We start from the raw sequence: 20,016 nt of genomic DNA, 5'->3' as shown, positions 1-20,016 counted from the left end.
CTACAGTAATTTTTGGTTAATATATAAATAAAAATGTATTTTAAATACATAAAAAGTCTTTTTTTTACGCAGAATGTGTTTTGTTGACATTCCAAAAACCTTGAATGGATTTTCAGAACCTCTTCGGTACATCGGATGGTGTTTTTAGTTATACAGCGTTTCCCGAAAGGGTTTAAAATGTCTTTTCGGAAACGAAATGTGCCAATATTTCCTATTTTTGTACCAGCAACACATTCAAATCAGTAAAATCAGTTTTTATGCCAAAAAAAAGAAAAATCACAGTAGCGTATGGCGACGGTATTGGTCCGGAAATCATGAAAGCCACCCTGGATATCTTATATGCCGCAGGTGCACAGATAGAAACTGATATCATTGAAATAGGCGAACAGGTATATTTAAAAGGAATCAGTGCGGGCATTGAGCCCAGAGCCTGGGATTCTTTGAGAGAAACCAAGGTTTTTCTTAAAGCGCCCATTACTACGCCCCAAGGGGGAGGGTTTAAAAGTCTTAATGTGACCACCAGAAAGTCTCTGGGACTATATGCCAATGTCAGGCCTTGCAAAGCATATGCTCCATTCATTAAGACCCATTTTCCCAAGACGGATTTGGTGATCATCAGGGAAAATGAGGAGGACCTGTATGCGGGAATTGAGCATCGGCAAACCGATGAGGTGTACCAATGCCTGAAGTTGATTTCCAGGCCCGGAAGCGAAAAGATCGTCCGCTATGCCTTTGAATATGCCAGAAAATACAACAGAAAAAAAGTAACCTGTATGACCAAAGACAACATCATGAAGATGGCCGATGGCATTTTTCATAAAGTCTTTGATGAGGTGGCCAAAGAGTATCCCGGGATTGAAACAGATCACAAAATCATTGATATCGGTACAGCTCTTATTGCAGACAGACCGGAGATGTTTGACGTGATCGTCACTTTAAACCTCTACGGCGATATCATATCCGACGTGGCGGCACAGGTGACGGGCTCTGTGGGACTGGGAGGATCCTCGAACGTCGGGGAGGAAGTGGCTATGTTTGAAGCCATCCACGGTTCGGCTCCTGATATCGCAGGAATGGATATAGCCAACCCCTCGGGGCTGTTAAACGGCGCGGTCATGATGTTGGTACACATCGGTCAACCTGAGATCGCTGAAAAAATAAACAATGCCTGGATGAAGACCCTGGAGGATGGGTTTCACACAGGCGATATCTATCAGGAAGCCATAAGCAAAAAGAAAGTAGGCACCCAGGAATTTGCGCAGGCGGTGATAGAAAGGCTGGGCATGAAGCCTGAGGTCATGCAACCTGCCGTCTTTGCCAAGGAAGTGGACGGAGAGGCATCCCAAAATGCCCTGAAATTGAAAGAAAGAACACCTGCCCAAAAAGAGTTGATAGGGCTGGATGTGTTTATAGATTGGAGGGAGCAGGGAAGAAACGCCGATGTGATAGGGGACAAACTGCGCGGGGTGGATGCAGACGGGTTGAAAATGCAGCTGATTACCAACCGGGGTGTGAAGGTCTATCCCGAGGGCATGAAAGAGACTTTCTGCTCAGACCATTGGAGAGTAAGGTTTTTCAATGCTGACGAATCCGCCATCAGCCATGCCCAGATAATTGAGGTTTTAAAACAGGTACAGGGGTTGGGATTTGATTTCATTAAGACGGAAAATCTATACACCTTTGATGGTGAACGTGGGTTCTCTCTGGCTCAGGGAGAATAAATACAGAACGGTTTTCAGGGCCACGGGTAAATTCGCTTGTGGCCTTTTGTTTTTATATACAAGCCCAAAGGCTGACCTCATCAATATTATATGGACCTACCTAAGAGGGTTTTGATTATCACCTATTACTGGCCACCAAGTGCGGGGTCCGGGGTTCAAAGATGGCTGAAATTCGTCAAGTACCTTCCGGAGTTTGGCTGGGAGCCCGTGGTCTTCACTCCGGAAAATCCTGATTTCGAATTAAAAGACCCGTCGTTGGTCAAAGAGGTGCCCGCAACAGCCGAGGTGCTCAGGTTTCCAATATGGGAGCCTTACCAGTTGCTGAGGTGGTTTAAAAAGGAAAAGATAAAAGATCCTGCCGTCATTCTGGAAAACCGAAAAAAAACACTGCTGGATAAATTGGCAATATGGCTCAGGGCCAATTTTATTTTACCTGATCCCAGAGTATACTGGGTGAAGCCTTCGGTGAAATTTATTGCTGAGATGTTTGAAGCCAACGACTTCAAGGCGATCGTGACCACAGGCCCTCCTCATAGCATGCACCTGATAGGAAGAAACATCAAAAGGAAAAAAAATATCCCCTGGATAGCGGATTTTCGGGACCCCTGGTCCACTTGGGAGTTTTTGGATGCTTTGCCTATGAACGGCCGGGCAAGAAAGAAACATAGGGAGATGGAAGCTTCCGTGTTCAAGGAAGCGGATGCCATACTCACCATCTCACCTACTTTTAAAATGGAATTGGAGCGCATCGCTAACCGGAAAATATACCTTCTGACAAATGGATTTGACAGGGAAGACCTGCCCAAGGGATTTCCGCCGGCACCGGAAAATACACCGGTTTTTGAAATAGTGTATTCTGGGGTGATAGATTCCATCCGGGACCCCTTGCCGTTTTTGCAGGCGCTGAAAAAATCGTTTGAAAAAGGGGAGGGCAAAGTAAGGCTGACCTTTGTAGGTAAAGTCAGTACATCGGTTATCCAATACATCGAAGAGGATAAATGGCTGACTGCCCATGTGTTTCTCGCCGGATATGTGAGCCATGCGAAGGTTTTTGAGTATTACCAAAGGGCAAATCTGCTTTTATTGATCCTTACCCATACCAAAAACGCCCAAGGGAACATCCCCGGGAAATTGTTTGAATACCTGGCCACAGGCAGGGATATTTTGGCTTTGGGGGATCCCGCGGGAGATACCGCCCAAATCATCAGACAAGCTGATGCGGGAAGCGTTTTCAAGCATGAAGACATTGAGGGAATCAGCCATTTCCTCACCACGGTGAAAGGGAGCGCTGGAAAAAGCCGGACGGCGGGACAACTGGAGATATATGATAGAAAAACCCTCACAAAGCAACTGGCGGATATCCTGGATGGGATTTCCGGTACATCCGGCACAGCGCATTGATCAGCTTGTTCGCTGAAAAAGGGTTTTGATTTTCTTGATGGCCATCTCTTGTGTGGAGGGGGCAATTTTCAAAAGGTATATACCTGCTGTAAACAGGCCAGCTGTGGCCAAAGACCGGACACCTATATCCAAAAAGACGTTGCGGATGTTGGGGAGAATATAATGGCTGAATGTGAAGACAGCCACGCCCAATGTAAGGGTTTTGAACAGATCCCAACTGAAGGGGGAAAAATTGAGCCGGATCTTAATGTAAAAATACTTCAGCAGATTGTATATGATCATGGCTAACAGGGAGGCCAGAGCAGCCCCTTCTAACCCCAAAACAGGAATGAGCCAGAGGTTCAATAAAATAACAGCGATGGACATCAGCAACGTGGCGGTGATATTGAATATATAAAACCTGGAGAATACGATGATTTCTCCGTTTACAGAAAAAAGCACATCGGAAAGTTTTCCGATGCCGATCAATAAGACGACCCATTTTCCTGCTTCGTAAACTTCTCTATTGGGCACAAAATGATAAAGGTTGTCGATGTTGGTCCATATCAATAAAAATATAAGTATGCACACGAGGGATTGGTGGACAGCTATCTTTTTGTAGAGGTCATTGATCTCGTGAAGCAGGTTGGAAGCAAATTTTTCAGAAATAATGGGCATGGCCACCTGTGAAATGGCTCTTCTGGGCATTTCTATGACCACTGCTATGGAAAAGCCGATGGTATACACGGCATTGGCGTCCAAGCCTATCATGGAACTGACCATAAGGCTATCGATTTTCATGATCAGCATGGCACCGGCAGTGCCCAAAAGCGTGATCAGGCTGTATCGCAGGAATTCGGTTTGGAATTTTTTAGGCAACACGCGCCAGGCCATGTCTATCTTGAATATGCCTAGCTTCAGCATATATCCTGTTGTCAGTAGGAGTGTCAAAAGATATGCTCCTGCCAGTCCCCAAATCATCCAAATAAAAGACAGCCACTCCAAAAAATAAGCGGAAACCAGGCAGGTGATCAGCAGGCGCAACAGCACTTCTCTGAGGAATGTGGGTACCGCTATTTTAACAAAAGACCTTGTAAAAGCATCGAAAACAGAGTTTATCGTGGCAAACAGGGTAATGAACAGCACGATACTTAGATAATCGATGAGTTCGGGAGCATTGGTCGCATAGGCTGCAATGATCTGCTGCCTAAAAGTGACAAAAAGGAAAGCAATAACAGAGAATCCCAACAGGGTAAAAGCCAGGCTTAAAGTAAAAAAAGCATTTTGGTGCTTTTTTACTTGGGGATAGAAGCGGGTGATGCCGTGTCCCAGTCCTAACTGGGCGAAAGGCACCAGTAGCAGGCCCATATCCTGTATGGTTTTGAAAGTACCGATCTGCTGCGGGGATAGCATATAAGGAAACAGCCACAACAAGTTCACATATCCGATTACTACGCCGATGTAGGAGGATATCGTGGTCAAAACACTTTGTCTGGCGATTATCTGCATGGATATTTTTATTGGATTTCGATTTGAAATAAGCGCAGAAGCGCCCGCTGCCGCTTTTGATAATGGTATTGGGAAACAATCCTGCTTCTGGCTTTTTTTCGTAATATTTTTAAATCCTGATTTGGAAGGCCTAGGAATATCTTTTTTAAATCCTCTAGGCTTTTTTCCCGAAGTACAAACCCTGAGTCGCCTATAATCTCCGGGATGGCACCGACGGCGGATCCTATGGGAATGCAGCCACACAGCATGGCTTCTGCCAGAGCGTTTGGAAAACCTTCCGAGGCGGAAAGCTGAAGGTAAAACTGCATTTTCTGCAGGATTTTTTTCAGTTCCGGACCACTGAGTCTCCCATGGATTTTTACATTGGAAGCCACCGGGGAAAAGTTTTCGTCCCCGATGATATGAAAACTATAGCGGGGGAAAATCTCAGCCAACCGGATAATTAAATCCAGGCCCTTGATAAGCATTCTGCTTTCTTTCGAAATCCCGGTAGCCACCGTCGCAAAGGAAAAAGGTTCTTTATCGTGGACTTCATCTGTCCAGAAACTGTCATCGAAACCATTGGCAACCACTTGTATGGGCGTTTTTAACCCCGGTATCAGGTTAAGTAACCCCTGCTTTCTAGGATGCTGCTTATCATAGGTATAGTCATTTTTAACCAGGCTTTCAGCTACCGGCAAAATCAGGCTGCAATGTCTGAAGCTAAAGACAGTAGCCTTTCTCAGCCATTTTTTGCGAAAATTACCGTAGCCAATGGCCGGTAGATTCATGGCATCCATTCCACCACTCTGTATATAGGTAGGGATGTTGAAAATTCTCCCGAACACTGTGGGCAAAACGGTATGATAGCCACCAAAAAAGCATAAATAATGTGATGTTTTGGGAAGAAACCATATTAATTGAAAAACCTGGATGACAAAATAGAAAGGCAGGGCAAACGGATTGTTGGTAAAGCGTAGTGGCTTCACCTTTATATAAGGTGTCAACATTTCAATATCCCTTCGGGTAAACGCGGTTTCGATGGGATAGATGTAAAGAACCATATTGGGGATGTCTGTTTGTTGGAATGCGGGTTTAAATCGCTCTGCCTATGGCACCTTTAAGGAGTAACAAAAACATTTTAACCTATAATTCTGTGCTTCAGCCGTATTTGAGCCCTTTCTTTAAAGATGTCCCATTTGTTTCTGTGGGTAACTTTTTCTAAGGGTTTTTGACTTTTGAAAATAAAATACTGGTAATCATGTTCCTTATAAAAAATGCTGTATGTTTCCATTTTTTCAAGGAAAAACCCGTTAGCGGTAATGTTTTTTACCAGGTCTCCCGAGTCCAAAGGCTGATCAATTACCTGAAGCTTGAGCGGTTCATTCCTGATCATCCATTCCAAAAACCTCGGGGCAGGAATGTGTATGAAAATTACGGTATCCCCATGGCTATGTCTTTTGATGGTCTGAAACAAAGAAAAATGGTTTTCCACCGGTATGTGTTCCAGTACATCGGGGAAGACCACGAAGTCATAATAGGTTTCTTCTTTGAAAAACCCCTTCATATCCGATACTTCAAAGGCCAGGTTGTCAAAGCTTTCCCAGATCTTTTTTGCTTTGGCTATGCTTTCCGGGCTGATGTCCACCGCGAGCACGCTTCCCTTAGTGACTTTTTGGGCGATCAATTGGCTTACTGTGCCTATTCCGCAACCGACCTCAAGCACCTTATGATGGGATTTAAGACCGGCTTTCACCAACTTGTCCAAAATCTGCAGGTGCCGGGAGTTTACCCCTATTTTTTCTTGTTGGGCTGCAAATTCGTCATAGAACCCCGCTACCCTGTCTTTGTCTGTTTTCATGGAATGCCTTTCTTAAAAGTGAGGAATAAACTTGTTCCCAATAAGATAACGATGATATACTGAAAAATAACCATTATAGCGGAGGCAGTCAAATAACCTTTGGGAGAAAATTCCAAAACGATGGAGGTATTTCCTTCCGGCAACATCAGTCCCCGTAAGAGATAGTTAACCCTTAGTATATCCGTTTCTTCTCCGTTGATAAATGCTCTCCAGCCTTCAGGGTAATAGATCTCCGAAAAAACGGCAAGTCCTGCCTGTTGTACTTCTGCATTGTATTCCAGCCGGCCGGGCTGATAGTTTTCGATTTGCACCTGGCCACTTCCGGGGTTGACAGCGATGTGGGTTTGTTGGGAATTAAAGGTGGCTTCCGTTTTCGTATCCAGGTCTGTCAATGCCGCAATTTCTTCCTCATTTGAAGTGACCGTGGTAATTTCGGCGGGGAACCATGCAGGGCCGTTTGCCATGGGATTGACGAAGACCGCATTTTCACCGCGTCCGGCCATGACGTATTTGGTGTTCAACATGTTCAGCACCTGGATGCTTTCATAATCGAAATTGCCTTCCTGGGCTTTTTGTACAAATTGGCTGATTTCGGGGTTAATGGCTCTTTCTATCAAGTCCTGGTACCTGCCCATTTTTGCACCGTGGTAACCGCCGATGCTGTTGAACCTGTAACTGGTTCTGGCTTCATTAAAGGGATTTTGAAGGTTCAAAACCCTGAAATAATTTTGGTCGGCCATGATTTTTTGATCGGCCGGAGTGGCAGCAAAATACTGTTGGCTTGGATTGTAAGTAAAACTGTCCTTATCCAAGTAACGTCTGTTTACCCCCCATACATCAACTAGTAGCAGCAAAGATATGCCTATCAAGGCCCAGGTGTTTTTGGTCTTTTGCATCATCACCGCAAAGATCAGTGCCGCGGTCAGAGCTATAAACAAGAGGCTCCTAATGGCGTCAGATTGGAGCATTTTTCTTCTGTCTGCCCGGAGCGCTTCCCGAAGCCATTCAGGGTACATTTCCTCCGCTGCTCCCCGGTACCCCATCCATGAAGCTATTAGCATGCCAAGCAGGATAAGGCCGACGGTGATGCCAAGTGCGGTGAAAAAAGACTGCCTGGATTTTCTGGTATTGATATTGGCCATAAGGTTTTCAAGTCCCAGACATCCTAATACGGGGATCGCAAACAGGGTGATGCCTAAGGCCATTGAAGCGGCCCGGAATTTATTGTATCCCGGCAGGTAATCAAAGAGGGTGTAATTGAACCAGGCAAGGTTTTTTCCCCAAGAGAGGGCCAAAGTAACCAAGGCCATGGCTAGAAATATATTCCTGTAGGCAGATGGGGCAAACAGTATCCCGATGACAAACAGAAATACCATAATGGCGCCACCATAAATCGGGCCCCCTGTTCCAGGTTGGTCGCCCCAGTAAGTAGGGGCACCTCTGATGAATTCATTCACCTGGCCGGCTTCCAGCCCTTGTGCCCGCAATGCCTTTTCCGATTCGGAGTTTTCGGGAAGCGCCTGCGCAGAGGCACCACCGTAGAAATTTGGGATCAACAAGGTAAGCGATTCTACTTTTCCTTGGGACCAATGAAAAGCATAGTCTCGGTCCAGCCCCGCTTGGCTATCCTCCTTATCCTGGAGGTTTCTTTCACCACGTGTAGAATATTTACCGTATTCCAGAACGGAAATCAGCCTGGCCGAATTACCCGCTGTGCCGATGAACGCAGCCAATAGCAGCAGGGCCGCGATCTTGATAAATTCAGGAAGTTTTTTCGCATTGAAAAAACAGATCAATTGACCCATACCATAAACAGCCACCAGGATGAGGGTATAGTAGGTGATTTGGAGATGGTTGAATTTGAGCTGCAACATCACAGCCAAAGCCGTGATGGCGATCCCGATCAGCCTTCTTCCAGTGAACGTCAGATGAATGCCTGCCATGATCAACGGAACGATGCAGATGGCCCATATTTTGGCATTATGGCCAGCTTCCAGACTTAGAAAATTAAAGGTGTTGAATGCGAAAACCCAAGCCCCCGCGACGGATATTTCAGACCTTATTTTAAAGGAAATGAGAAGGACATACATGGCTGCCATCCCGAAAAAAAGCGCATTGATGGGATGGGGAAGCCCCAGCGTAAAAAGGGTGGTCAATACATTGGTGATGTCACCCTTGGGTTGCAGGTGGATAAGGTATGCGGGCATGCCTCCAAACATCCTGTTTGTCCATAAGGCCTGTTCTCCGGTGGTTTCCCTGTGGTCAAGAATTTCTTTTGCGGAACCTTCCCATTGCAGGATATCCGTCTGAAACATCAACTTATCTTCAAAAACAATGGGGGAAAAGTACAGCAGCACAATGAGATAAAATGATAAGATCCCCAAAAAATGCGGCAAAATGTCTTTTTTGAAATTGATTTGCATGATGGTTATAAAATAAAGCGGGTAGGTTCTCCCTTTTGGTACAAACTGCAAATTAAAAAAAATACCGGAATATCGAGGGATTAACGTTTTTGGATCAACTGAGAGAAGGCACAGGCTTTATCGCTACCTGCCCGGCTTGTCGAACATGTCCAGTGGAGAATGTCGCGTTTCGGATCACTTCCATGAGTTCTCTAAAATGTCCACGAATTGCACAGCCTGCCCCGGACCCTGTCAGCGGGATTCGGTATTAGCACGAAGGGAAAAGGGGGTATTCTTATTTAAACAGGCGTTCGATTAGATGGTTCTTTCCATGAAATTTAGTCAATCCGTTGTATACCTGGTTCCAGTCTACCCCAGCCTGTCCCGAATTGGTTTCGAGGAACTGGTTTCAGGGAATTTGCTTTAGGAGGAATGAATGAAAAAAACTGTTGGGATTTTCGTCAATTTACACTTGATATGAAAGTTGTTAAAAATTCCGGTTTCCGGTGCCGTTGATCCATTTGTCGCTGAGGTAATAGCCCACCGAAATTTCATGGCTGTTGTTTCGGTAGTTATGTTGTTTATTGAGGTTAAAGTCATAGGCATAGCCGACCCGGAGATTGTTGGTGACCAAAATATCCATGATGGCGGCAAGTGCTTTCCGGTTGATTTGGTTGAGACTATCGTGTTGGTTATGGTTTTTGTTCAAACTGGACCGATAGGACAGTCCTGTCGAAAATTGGTCATAAAACAAAAACATGGCGTTGATGTCGTAATTGGTGGGACTTTTTAAGTCTTCTCTTATCAAAAAAGAGGGTTTGAACTCCACTTCATCGGACAGGAACACTAGGCCTCCCATTTGAAAATAAAAATGATAATTGTGCATGGCGAGGGCGATGTCCTCCTTCTCGAGCCTGCGTTTGCCAATCAGATTGAAGACGCTGAGTCCGGTAAAAAATCTCGGTGAATGGTAAAAAAGACCTGTATTGAGATTGGGTGTGAAGGTGTTGAGACGGCCTTCGGGAAGGGTGGTATCCGTGGGATCATCAGGCTGCAGCACAGACCCATCCAATACATATTCTGATGTGCCGGCACTGATACCCAAGCCAAGGAAAGAGTTGGTGCCTGTTTTTACCCTATAAGCGTAAGTCAGCATAGCTGATTGGATTTTTGTGGGGCCAAGCTGGTCAGAAAGGAGAGAAACACCGAAGCCCATACTTTCATCCAAGGTACCCATATCGGCATTGAGTGAAAACGTCCTAGGCGCTCCTGGGAATCCCACATATTGGCTTCGATAAGTGGCCTGGACAAACGGGTCCACCTTGTACCCGGCATAAGCGGGATTAATATGCAGGGAATTAAAGATGTACTGGCTGAACTGCGGCAGCTGTTGTCCGGCGGCGCTTGCCATAAGAGAAAGTCCTAGGACAACTAAAAATACTTGTTTGATCATCCTGATTTCCATGATTAATTCTTTATGACCTGAAGCCAACCCTTATAGTGTTTCTCCCGGCCTATTCGATTGATACCTTTGATCTGATAATAATATGTTCCCCCATTAAGCCCCTCTGCAGACCAATCATTTTTGTAGTCGTCTGAAGTAAAGACCACATCCCCCCATCTATTGAAAATCAGCACCCCTATCTTATCATATTTATGGGATATGCGTAATACGAAAGCGTCATTTTTACCGTCGTTGTCAGGCTTGATGACATTGGGAATAAAAATGGACCGAATAGTATTCTGGTCAGCTGCAATATTGTTCGCAGGATCAGCGTCTTCTTCATGGCTTGACACAATTACCCTGTTGGTCACCTGCCCCTCTTCATCGGCCGTAACGGTCAGCGTGATGGTAATGGATGCCCCGACCGGCAAGGTGTTGGCTTTCCAGATCAGCTGCTGCCCCTCTTCCTCAAAAGTCACCACGATTCCTGGATCAGAGACTTGAAAGGTCATGTCTTTATAATAAAGATTAAAAGGGAGGAGATCCTGGATCAGGACATGGTTTGCAGCAAAAAGTCCTTGGTTCTCCACTCTTATTTCATAGACAAAATCATCTCCATCTATAATTTCCTTATCAAAAGAGGTTTTACTGACCACAAGATCCACGGATTTCAACCTTACCGATACGGGGTCACTCCGAATAAGGCTGTCTAAGTCGCCCGTCCGGACACTGAGTTCATTGGTGAAAACCCCTTCATCAACGGCCATTACATCCATTTGCACCTCAAAAGATGCCCCTTTTTCCAAGGTGTTCAGTTTCCATTCCAAGCTGTTCTGGGTGGGGACGGTGGTCGAGATCAAAAGGAATCCTTTAGGTAAAATGTCTCTTACGGTGATCATGTCCAAAGCAAAAGGGCTTTTATTCAACAAGGAGATGGTATAGGTAACGATTTCCCCTTCTATGACCTCGGTCCTGTCCGCGGTTTTTGAAATGTCCAAATCGATCTGACCTATCCAAACGGATACAGTCGCAGTACTGCAGTTACCGGGAACCAGTTTTTGACAGATGATATAAGTGATATTATAGTTTCCCGGGGAAATGCCGGCAGGCAGCCGGATATTGCCCCGGTCATCCATCTCAAGCGTTAGATTTGCTTCATTCCCCTTTTCATCATAGATGTTTTCAATGGATATATTGATTTCATTGATTTTTATTGGGTCTCCGTTGAGTCGATCATTTTCAAGGATATTTTCCAGAATATTGTCCTGGTAACCTTTTAGCGGCCCAAAACGGTCATCCCCCGCATTGATCTCCGCGACTTCAATCGTAATGACCACCTCATTGCTGTAATACGCTCCACATACATCGTCAATAGTGGCACGTCTGAAACTGGTGGTTTCCATCAATGGTTCCGGTTGATAATGCCGGCCGTAAGCCCCCTCTATTTCTTCCCAGCCGTTTCCGTTATTTTTCTGCCATTTGTAAATATAATTCCCGCTTCCCCCTTGCGGGTCTTCGCCAGTAATCATTTCGGGTGATTCCATCTGATAAAGAATTTGATCGGAAAGGATCCCTGTTTGCGACACGGGGTGGTATAGAATGACATCCACAGCCATTCTTTCGGTATTGCTGCATCCGTCCACCGTTTGTGTGGCATAGTAAGTGGTGCCGGACCTTAAAACATGGGATGGTTCCAACGCCTCGCCACCTCCGGGAGAAAGGTACCACCGAATATTTTCTCCTTCCGACAGCAGATCCGCAACCGTGGGCAGATCTGGCCCGCAAAATTCCTGCAAAGTTTCTCCTGAAGGAGGAGGAGGGCTTTCATTGAGCGTGATGGTCACGGTGGCGGAATCCTCTCCTAAGCAAATCCCGCTAATGGTATATACGAACTGATAGATTCCGGGAGCCAGGTCAACGGATGACCACATATTTCCTATCAAGGCACCGCTTGTGGTGATTTCTTCCCAGGTGCCGAAATTATTATAGGGGCCTTCCAGAAAATCGAACAGGTCTACAATCTCTCCCTGACAAAGTTCCACACTTTTGCCGGTTCCGGGCTCAGGGTTTAATATTGACGCGTCAATTTTGAATTCCAGTTCTTCATTCAGACAGGCATCGGGAGTATTGGTGCTTAAGCGAACTTTGTAGAGGCCTTGATGCGCGTTGAGGTTGAACGGAGAGAACTCCAGCGTTGGGTTGGTACTCAGGATATTGTCGGGGTCGTCATCCCGGTACCATTCAAATTGGAGGAAGTCAAGGTTGGTTACATAAAGGGAGCCGTTTTCTCCCTCACACAGGTTATTAGGGATAATCCGGGGAAGGTTTTCTCCTCTGAGGTTGATGGTGGCATTGGTAAGGTTGCCGCATCTGTCCTCTAACTGCAGTTGATACCTTCCTGCATTCAGTTTCCGAAAAAGCGGATCGTCCCCGTTTTCAACTAAAAACGGCTGACTGTCTTTGCTGATAATCCTGTAAAGGAAAGGTTCGAATCCCTCGGCATCCACATAGAGTTCAAACTCCTGATCTGAACATATAAATGTGTTGATGTTGGTGAAGCTGCTCCGCTCTTTTACTTGGAAAGTTTTTAAGGTTTCGAGACAAAAAGTATGTGAGGCCTGACCGGGGAGAATCTCAGAGCCATTTTTCCAGACCCGTATTGATTTTACGACCCGCAGGTCGCCATGATAACTTAAATTGACATTCATGGCGTTGTTGGTTACCAGCACGGCATTGTCCCTGTTGATTTCCTCACCTTCTATATATTGCACTCCAGTAACCGGATGTCCCCATCCCCCTGTTTCGGGATTACGTTTCTGCAATCCAAACCTTACCGTTTGATCGGGAGAGAGATTGTCTTCATGTTTTAGGGACATGTTGAAGGACCCGCAGTTTTGAATTATTTCGATTTCATTTTTGAATACTTTGGAACCTTTAATGGTGGCTTCTGCGGTGTATTGGATTTCCTCATCACAAGTTGTATTGACCCTGAATTTATAATCGCCTGCGGGAAGATTATTCATAAAAAACCTTCTCCGGTCATTTTGGCTCACATTGTGGGTCAGATCCACAGGAAACACGGTTGAAAATTCTGCCGGCCCTTCAATCAGTTCCACTTTGGTATAATCATAATCGTAGGCGAGCAACCGCACGGAGCCGTTGGTTTCCCCGCAACCTTTATACACGGTGGGAACAGGACTACTTATGCCGCCCCAATAATAGGTGGAGGCCGTAGCTGTTCTTCCACATGCATCCGTGACCTCCAGTTCATATTGTCCTACAGGAATAATCAGATCATTGTTTCCGAAATAAATATTATCCGCGGTAAAAGGTCCGGGGTATTCCTCATTGTACACCGCAGGATCAAAGCCTTCGGGGTATTTGGTGAAAGTAATACTGAATGGTGGCAAGAAATGTAAAGGTCTTATGGATAACCTTCTTCTTCCACACGGTCCTGCGCCCCATAACATGTCATCGGCTATTTCAAGATCCCTATCAACCACATTGTTCTGCAAGGAGGCTTCCTGACCACAATTATCTATCACAGTGAGATTATAACTGTAAACCTGACCAGGGAAAAAGGGTATTTTTCCGTAAACGTATCCTTCAGTGCTCCCTCCATCGGAGACCATGGATGCGTGTTGCTGTATGGTTCCATCCGGATAGGTGACTTCAAAAACCATCTGCAACGGGTATCCGATAGTTGACCCCACAGCTTGAATATAATGACCTACGGCAATTTCACCACATGCTTCCAGTTCCGTTTTGAATTCTCTCAATTGGCTGTCGATAACAAATTCGGCAGTTTGGACTTGGACGGTCTGGGAAAGCCGGTCTCCGCATTCATCAATGACCATTACACTATAGGAGCCCTCCGGTAAATCTTCGAATACAGGACTTTCCTGAGCTGGTCTTTTTACGGGACCGTCAATCTGATAGGTGGAGGGGGCACCGGAATTGACTACGATCTCAAGGCTTCCGAGATCGGACTGGCATATGTTGTAAGAGAGCATGGCAAAAGACAGGTGCTCAAATGTGGATACAAGACTGATCTCTTCGGATAGTTCAAGAGAACCGTTGCTGTCTTGCAGAATTACCTTTATTATATAGGAGCCGGGCTCAAGACCTTCAAAATTTCCGTTATCCGATTTGGCAAGGTATGATTCCTCATCAGGTAAAAGGTAAAGAAAAAAATCAGAGGCGGTATAATTCCCTGCTCCGGAAAGGGTAGCCTTAATCTGTCCATTTCCTGAGCAAGTGACGTCCTTGTACTCAGCTTGGAGCTGAGGCCCACTTTGAGAAAAAGATGACAAAGGAACATACAAGTAAAAGCAAACCTTCAAAAATACTGTGAGCATCCCCCTGGATACACAAAACGTATTTGGTCTTTTAATACCTGAGATAAAACTTTTCACGATTCACCCCCACTTCTTATAGCTGTTAAACAATCGAAAAACTAATTGCAAACGAATCAGATTTTAGTGCGGTAAAAATATTACCCAATCCTGATAAAGCAAATATATAACAAAAAAATTGTATTTCAAATAAAATAAAATGTTTTTCAAATTATTAATTTTATACAGCTACCGTGAGATGCGAGGTATAAGGGGGTATAAAAACGGTGATTAAGCAAAAATCAAATGGTGGTCAAATCTGAATTAAAGGTAGCTTTTAACAGATGGTATATGAATTCAATTAGTTATGCATATCCGGCGGTAAATTGTTGGTGTTTTCGTTTTCGAGTGCAAAAACCAAGGCTTTCAATAAATGCAACACAAATTTATCCTTGATTTTGTTTTCCAGAAAATAAGGCCCGTGTATGGTCTGCGACCTCAACAGTACGGTCATTATTTTTCCCAGCGTCACGGCATCAAGGGTATATAATTGTTGGGGGGATTGATAAAATTTTTCGGCTTCATCAATCCAGACCTGCCAATCAAATAAAGGTACCAACCTGAGTTTCAAAACAGCGTCCAATAGCCGCACATGGATTCCCCTAAGACCTAACATGTCAAAGGAAAACTCCATGTCGTTTTTATGGTCAAGTGATTTTTCTGCCTTCAGAAACTTCAGTTCCATTTCCCTGATGAGTACTCTTAAAGGTTTTAGATTTTCCCCATTCAAGCTTTTACAATGATCTGAAAAGCTCAATAACGGTATAAAAAGAGGTGTTTGCTCTTTAATCATCTTCTTATTGGTTAAATTTTACAAAATAAAGCTTTTAATAAAATGTTTTTTAGAAATAATTGTATTTGTGAGTGTAAGTAACGATTTATTTTTGAATAAATAAATACCCAAATCAGGGTATTTTTTGTGCATTGGTATTTTTTAGATAAACGGCTTCCTATCAGGATATGGAAGGATGTTAAATCAACGGGGTAAACCTAAGGAAGGCACTGTTTTCGCCATGTGTTCTGACATGCTTAAATATTTTCTTTATTTTTGCTACCTAAAGTAGAAAGGACATGTTTGATAATCTCAGTTATAAATTAGACAGGGCATTCAGAACGCTCAAAGGGACAGGTACGATCACAGAAATCAATGTGGCTACTACGGTGAAAGAAATAAGAAGGGCCCTGATTGACGCCGATGTGAATTACAAGGTAGCAAAGGAAGTTACCGACAGGATCAAGGAAGAGGCATTGGGCAGGGATGTGCTTATTTCAGTGTCCCCGGGGCAGCTTTTGGTAAAAATAACTCAGGAAGAGTTGACCAAGTTAATGGGCGGGACCAAAGAGGAAATCAACCTGAAAGGGGATCCATCTGTAATATTGATATCCGGGCTTCAGGGTTCCGGTAAAACGACATTTTCGGGTAAGTTGGCCACTTACCTCAAAAAACAGGGGAGGCAGGTTCTGCTGGTGGCCTGCGATGTGTACCGGCCAGCCGCTGTCGAGCAGTTAAAGACATTGGGAACCCAGATCGGTGTGGAGGTATATGCTGAGCCAGGCAACCAAAATGCCTTGGAAATTGCCAACAACGCCGTCTCTTTTGCAAAGAAGTCCGGAAAGAAAACAGTTATCGTGGATACGGCGGGAAGGTTAGCGGTGGATGAGGTCATGATGAATGAGATTTCAGAACTTAAGGAGAAACTCGGACCATCCGAAACGCTGTTTGTAGTGGACGCTATGACCGGTCAGGATGCTGTCAATACCGCCAAAACCTTTGATGAGCGATTGGACTTTGACGGAGTCGTCCTTACCAAACTGGACGGGGACAGCCGTGGAGGAGCGGCGATTTCTATCCGCCATGTGGTCAACAAACCCATTAAATTCATCTCCACAGGAGAGAAGATGGAAAATCTCGATCTTTTCTACCCCGACCGTATGGCCCAGAGGATACTGGGAATGGGAGACGTGGTGTCATTGGTGGAAAGAGCCCAACAATCTTTCGATGAAGATGAGGCCAAAAGACTGAACGCCAAAATCAGGAAAAATCAATTCAATTTTGATGACTTCCTCTCCCAATTGGAACAAATCAAAAAAATGGGTAACCTGAAAGATTTATTGGGCATGATTCCCGGAATGGGAAAGGCTATCCGGGGACTTGATATCGACGACGAGTCTTTTAAACCTATCGAGGCGATTATCAGAAGTATGACTCCGAAAGAAAGGGAAGAACCCAATATCATCGATGGAAGCAGAAGGAAAAGGATCGCCAACGGAAGCGGCAGGACCATACAGGAAGTGAATAACCTGATGAAACAGTTTTCGGATATGCGGAAGATGATGAAGCAGATGAACAAAATGGGCGGGCCTCAAAAAGCGCTGGGCGCCATGGGTCCAAAAGTCCGGAGAAAATAAAAATAATAATTGAAAAATTTTGCCATTAAATATTCAATTGAAGAAGCTGTTCAAGCAATGATCTGAAACGAAGCCCCGCCGCTGGGATGGTTGCGTTTCCACTTGCAGACCTTCGGGGGGCTTGAACAGCTTCTTCCCGTTGGGAAATGGCTATTCTTCAGTTGGGGTATAATCGATGTCAAAATCCAGCAAAGTGGTATCTACTTCCAGCATGGTCGCAGCATCAATTTCCAAGACGACTTCCCTACGAACAAGTTCGGCCATCACATCCATTTGCTGCTCATAAGGGGCATCTTCCTTGTGGAGCCGGTTAAAGTATTCCAGGAGCTCCTTATCCTCATAAGAGGCATACCTTTCTATCCTCTGGTCCTTGATAAGGTTTTTTTGTTCCTCAAGCAACCTTTCCTTTCTTTCCGTGATGGAGGCGTGGTACCTGTCCATCATTTCCCGGAATTCCTGGTCATCTGCAAATGGGGCAGCCGTAACCAGTATCTCGCTGGTTTCTCCTTCAATATCCACTACCGTGAGGGTGTCCATTTTATTCAAATAATACTCATCTCCTGTCTCCACATCAAGAATTCTGTCTTCCTCAAAAACAAACCTGTCTTTATCACCGTCTGAACACGCCGTCATATACAGGGCTAATAGAAATAATAGAAATAGTCTTTTCATAACATAAGAGTTTTGAGTGATCATACAACCGGTCAAATCAACCGGAATCAAGCAAAAACCATGACATTTTTCAAATGAGGGCCAAAAACCTTCTTAAAAAGCAGGGCAATAAAAAAGGAGGCGGAATTTCTCCCCTCCTTTTTAGTATTGGCTTTTTGGAATATAAAAGCTATTTTTTATAAGTAACGGCTTTTACAGCTTCAATCGTCCTTTTGGCGTTCGGAAGCGTGGCCTCTATATAGGTAGGGGCATAGCTCAACGGAATATCCATCGAATTCACCCTCATGACAGGTGCGTCAAGATAGTCGAATGCATGTCTTTGGATGTTGAAAGCAAGGTCTGTAGAAATCGAGGCCACGGGGTTGGCTTCCTCCACAATCACACACCGGTTGGTTTTTTTAACGGATTTGATGACGGTTTCATAATCAATCGGCCGGACTGTTCTGAGGTCAATGATTTCAGCATTGATGCCGTCTTTGGCCAGTTGATCTGCCGCTTCAAAGGCTACCTTCATCATTTTACCAAAAGATACCAGTGTGACGTCATCGCCTTTTCTTTTGACGTCTGCCACACCAATGGGAAGCAGATATTCATTTTCCGGAACCTCACCTTTATCGCTGTACATTAACTCTGATTCCATGAATATCACAGGGTTGTTGTCCCTGATGGAAGCCTTAAGCAGGCCTTTTGCGTCATACGGATTGGAAGGGACCACCACTTTAAGCCCGGGGGTGTTGGCAAACCAATTTTCAAAGTTGGATGAATGGGTGGCTCCTAATTGTCCGGCGTTACCGGTAGGGCCTCTGAAAACAATGGGTACACTATATTGGCCACCCGACATGGCCAGCATTTTGGCTGCTGAATTGACAATCTGATCCATGGCTACCAACGAAAAATTAAACGTCATGAATTCGATGATAGGTCTTAGCCCATTCATGGCAGCTCCTACGCCTAGTCCTGCAAAACCCAGTTCTGAAATGGGAGTGTCAATAATGCGGTCCGGGCCAAACTCATCCAGCATACCTTGGCTGGCTTTATAGGCACCATTGTATTCCGCTACTTCTTCCCCCATGAGAAACACGCTTTCGTCGCGTCTCATTTCTTCGGACATGGCATCCCTGATTGCTTCTCTGAATTGTATTTCTTTCATTTAAATGCAAAATTTTCTATCGCCGTAAAAATAGAAAGGAATCTTCCAATAACCAAGTGCCAATCTGTAATAAACCGTTTATTGTTTTACCGGTTAAAATCTAAAAAAATACCGCTATTTTAATCCATTACGGTGCTCTCCAAGGAAACCGCTTTTAGGGTAAAAGCCCTACGGGGGGTTAAATGGCCGTGATCGAAAATGCCAAAGTAGGCCTGTGTTTCCCAAAAAGATGGACCCTCCAGGGTTCCTCACAGGGCGACTGCTTAAAAGCGATCTCCCTACTCCCAAGGGGATATGGGACTGATTGTATTTTTTAATTACCTTGCGTGTTACTTATGACCGGGCATTCGTTCTGGTCTGAAGCATTCTTTGGTGTTTTTATGGTTCAAATTGCTTTAATATCAGATACCCACGGATTTTTGGACAATGCCGCTGTCGCCGCCATCCAAGACGTGGATGAAATATGGCATGCAGGAGACATTGGGGATCCTTGTGTGCTGGACAGACTGCCTCCCCAGCCCAAAAAACGAATGGTCTTCGGAAACATAGACAATAACGAACTCAGAAGCACTTTTAAAGAAGAACTTTTATTTGAGATAGAAGGATTAAAGGTATTGATGATGCATATAGGAGGGAGCCCTCCGCGATATGCCAGGGGCGTCAAAGGAAAAATCAAATCCTTAAAACCGGATCTGTTTGTATGCGGCCATTCCCATATTTGTAAAGTGGTATATGATGATACACTCAACTGCTTGTACATGAACCCGGGGGCAATAGGTAATCAGGGTTTTCATCTGATAAAGACCATGTTGAAATTTCAGATAGAAAACGGAAAAATTCAGCGCTTGGAAGTAATAGAGCTGGGTAGGAGGGGGAGTTTATAAAAAAACCTGGGGGGAGCCCAGGTCAGAATCTTCAGAACAAATCCTTATTTTTTTGCGAATTCTTTTTTGATTTCTTCCACATCCACGTTCTTAATCACAGGCTTGGCGTTCAATTGCTTAATCTTAAGCGTTCTGGTATTCTGTGCCTGTCTTTTTCTTTTTAGTTTTCTTTTTAAAGTAGTAACAGCCATTGTATTCAGGATTTTGTTTG

The 20,016-nt window shown here is 44.7% G+C and carries 14 protein-coding genes; 4 read left to right on the top strand and 10 right to left on the bottom strand.

The window, feature by feature from the left end; translation table 11 throughout:
- The first annotated feature begins 257 nt into the window (after positions 1-257).
- Positions 258-1,721 (top strand): NADP-dependent isocitrate dehydrogenase, encoded by a 1,464-nt coding sequence (locus ACFPFU_RS16855; protein WP_377066169.1) that lies wholly within the window; start codon positions 258-260, stop codon positions 1,719-1,721.
- Positions 1,722-1,811: 90 nt separating this feature from the next.
- Positions 1,812-3,122, top strand: a complete 1,311-nt coding sequence (locus tag ACFPFU_RS16850) for a glycosyltransferase family 4 protein (RefSeq protein WP_377066167.1) — start codon at positions 1,812-1,814, stop codon at positions 3,120-3,122.
- Here the strand turns inward: ACFPFU_RS16850 and ACFPFU_RS16845 are convergent, their stop codons facing one another.
- From ACFPFU_RS16845 to ACFPFU_RS16815, 7 genes are all read right to left on the bottom strand, one after another.
- Positions 3,123-4,610, bottom strand: a complete 1,488-nt coding sequence (locus tag ACFPFU_RS16845) for an oligosaccharide flippase family protein (protein ID WP_377066165.1) — start codon at positions 4,608-4,610, stop codon at positions 3,123-3,125.
- 8 nt (positions 4,611-4,618) lie between these two features.
- Positions 4,619-5,653 carry a glycosyltransferase family 4 protein gene (locus ACFPFU_RS16840; RefSeq protein ID WP_377066163.1) on the bottom strand — a complete coding sequence of 345 codons (1,035 nt, stop codon included), beginning with the start codon at positions 5,651-5,653 and terminating at the stop codon, positions 4,619-4,621.
- Positions 5,654-5,730: 77 nt separating this feature from the next.
- Complete coding sequence (locus ACFPFU_RS16835) at positions 5,731-6,450, bottom strand: SAM-dependent methyltransferase (RefSeq protein ID WP_377066161.1); 720 nt, start codon at positions 6,448-6,450, stop codon at positions 5,731-5,733.
- Entirely contained in the window at positions 6,447-8,873 is a 2,427-nt protein-coding gene (locus tag ACFPFU_RS16830) for a YfhO family protein (RefSeq protein WP_377066159.1), read from the bottom strand. The genes ACFPFU_RS16835 and ACFPFU_RS16830 overlap by 4 nt, the downstream gene beginning before the upstream one ends.
- Positions 8,874-9,339: 466 nt before the next feature.
- A complete protein-coding gene (locus ACFPFU_RS16825; RefSeq protein WP_377066157.1) occupies positions 9,340-10,317 on the bottom strand; it encodes a PorP/SprF family type IX secretion system membrane protein in 978 nt (325 codons plus the stop codon).
- A gap of 2 nt (positions 10,318-10,319) precedes the next feature.
- The gene (locus ACFPFU_RS16820; RefSeq protein WP_377066155.1) at positions 10,320-14,609 is read right to left on the bottom strand and encodes a T9SS type B sorting domain-containing protein; all 4,290 of its coding nucleotides are present in this window, start codon (positions 14,607-14,609) and stop codon (positions 10,320-10,322) included.
- Between the two features lie 382 nt (positions 14,610-14,991).
- Positions 14,992-15,483 (bottom strand): DUF6508 domain-containing protein, encoded by a 492-nt coding sequence (locus tag ACFPFU_RS16815; RefSeq protein ID WP_377066153.1) that lies wholly within the window; start codon positions 15,481-15,483, stop codon positions 14,992-14,994.
- A gap of 278 nt (positions 15,484-15,761) precedes the next feature.
- Between ACFPFU_RS16815 and ffh the strand changes: the two genes are divergently transcribed.
- Positions 15,762-17,099, top strand: a complete 1,338-nt coding sequence (gene ffh / locus ACFPFU_RS16810; RefSeq protein WP_377066151.1) for a signal recognition particle protein — start codon at positions 15,762-15,764, stop codon at positions 17,097-17,099.
- A 150-nt stretch (positions 17,100-17,249) separates the two neighbouring features.
- On the opposite strand, the gene ACFPFU_RS16805 is transcribed toward ffh, so the two are convergent.
- Positions 17,250-17,771: a hypothetical protein gene (locus ACFPFU_RS16805; RefSeq protein ID WP_377066149.1), complete on the bottom strand. Its 522-nt coding sequence runs from the start codon at positions 17,769-17,771 to the stop codon at positions 17,250-17,252.
- A gap of 169 nt (positions 17,772-17,940) precedes the next feature.
- Positions 17,941-18,921: a pyruvate dehydrogenase complex E1 component subunit beta gene (locus ACFPFU_RS16800; protein ID WP_377066147.1), complete on the bottom strand. Its 981-nt coding sequence runs from the start codon at positions 18,919-18,921 to the stop codon at positions 17,941-17,943.
- A 335-nt stretch (positions 18,922-19,256) separates the two neighbouring features.
- On the opposite strand from ACFPFU_RS16800, the gene ACFPFU_RS16795 reads away from it, so the two are divergent.
- A complete protein-coding gene (locus tag ACFPFU_RS16795) occupies positions 19,257-19,805 on the top strand; it encodes a metallophosphoesterase family protein (protein WP_377066145.1) in 549 nt (182 codons plus the stop codon).
- Positions 19,806-19,849: 44 nt separating this feature from the next.
- Here the strand turns inward: ACFPFU_RS16795 and ACFPFU_RS16790 are convergent, their stop codons facing one another.
- Complete coding sequence (locus tag ACFPFU_RS16790) at positions 19,850-19,996, bottom strand: hypothetical protein (protein WP_377066143.1); 147 nt, start codon at positions 19,994-19,996, stop codon at positions 19,850-19,852.
- Between the last annotated feature and the right edge of the window lie 20 nt (positions 19,997-20,016).

This window comes from Negadavirga shengliensis (assembly GCF_042652345.1).
Lineage (GTDB): Bacteria > Bacteroidota > Bacteroidia > Cytophagales > Cyclobacteriaceae > Negadavirga > Negadavirga shengliensis.
Note: the sequence above shows the minus strand (reverse complement) of the source record. Positions and strands in the feature narration are given on the sequence as shown.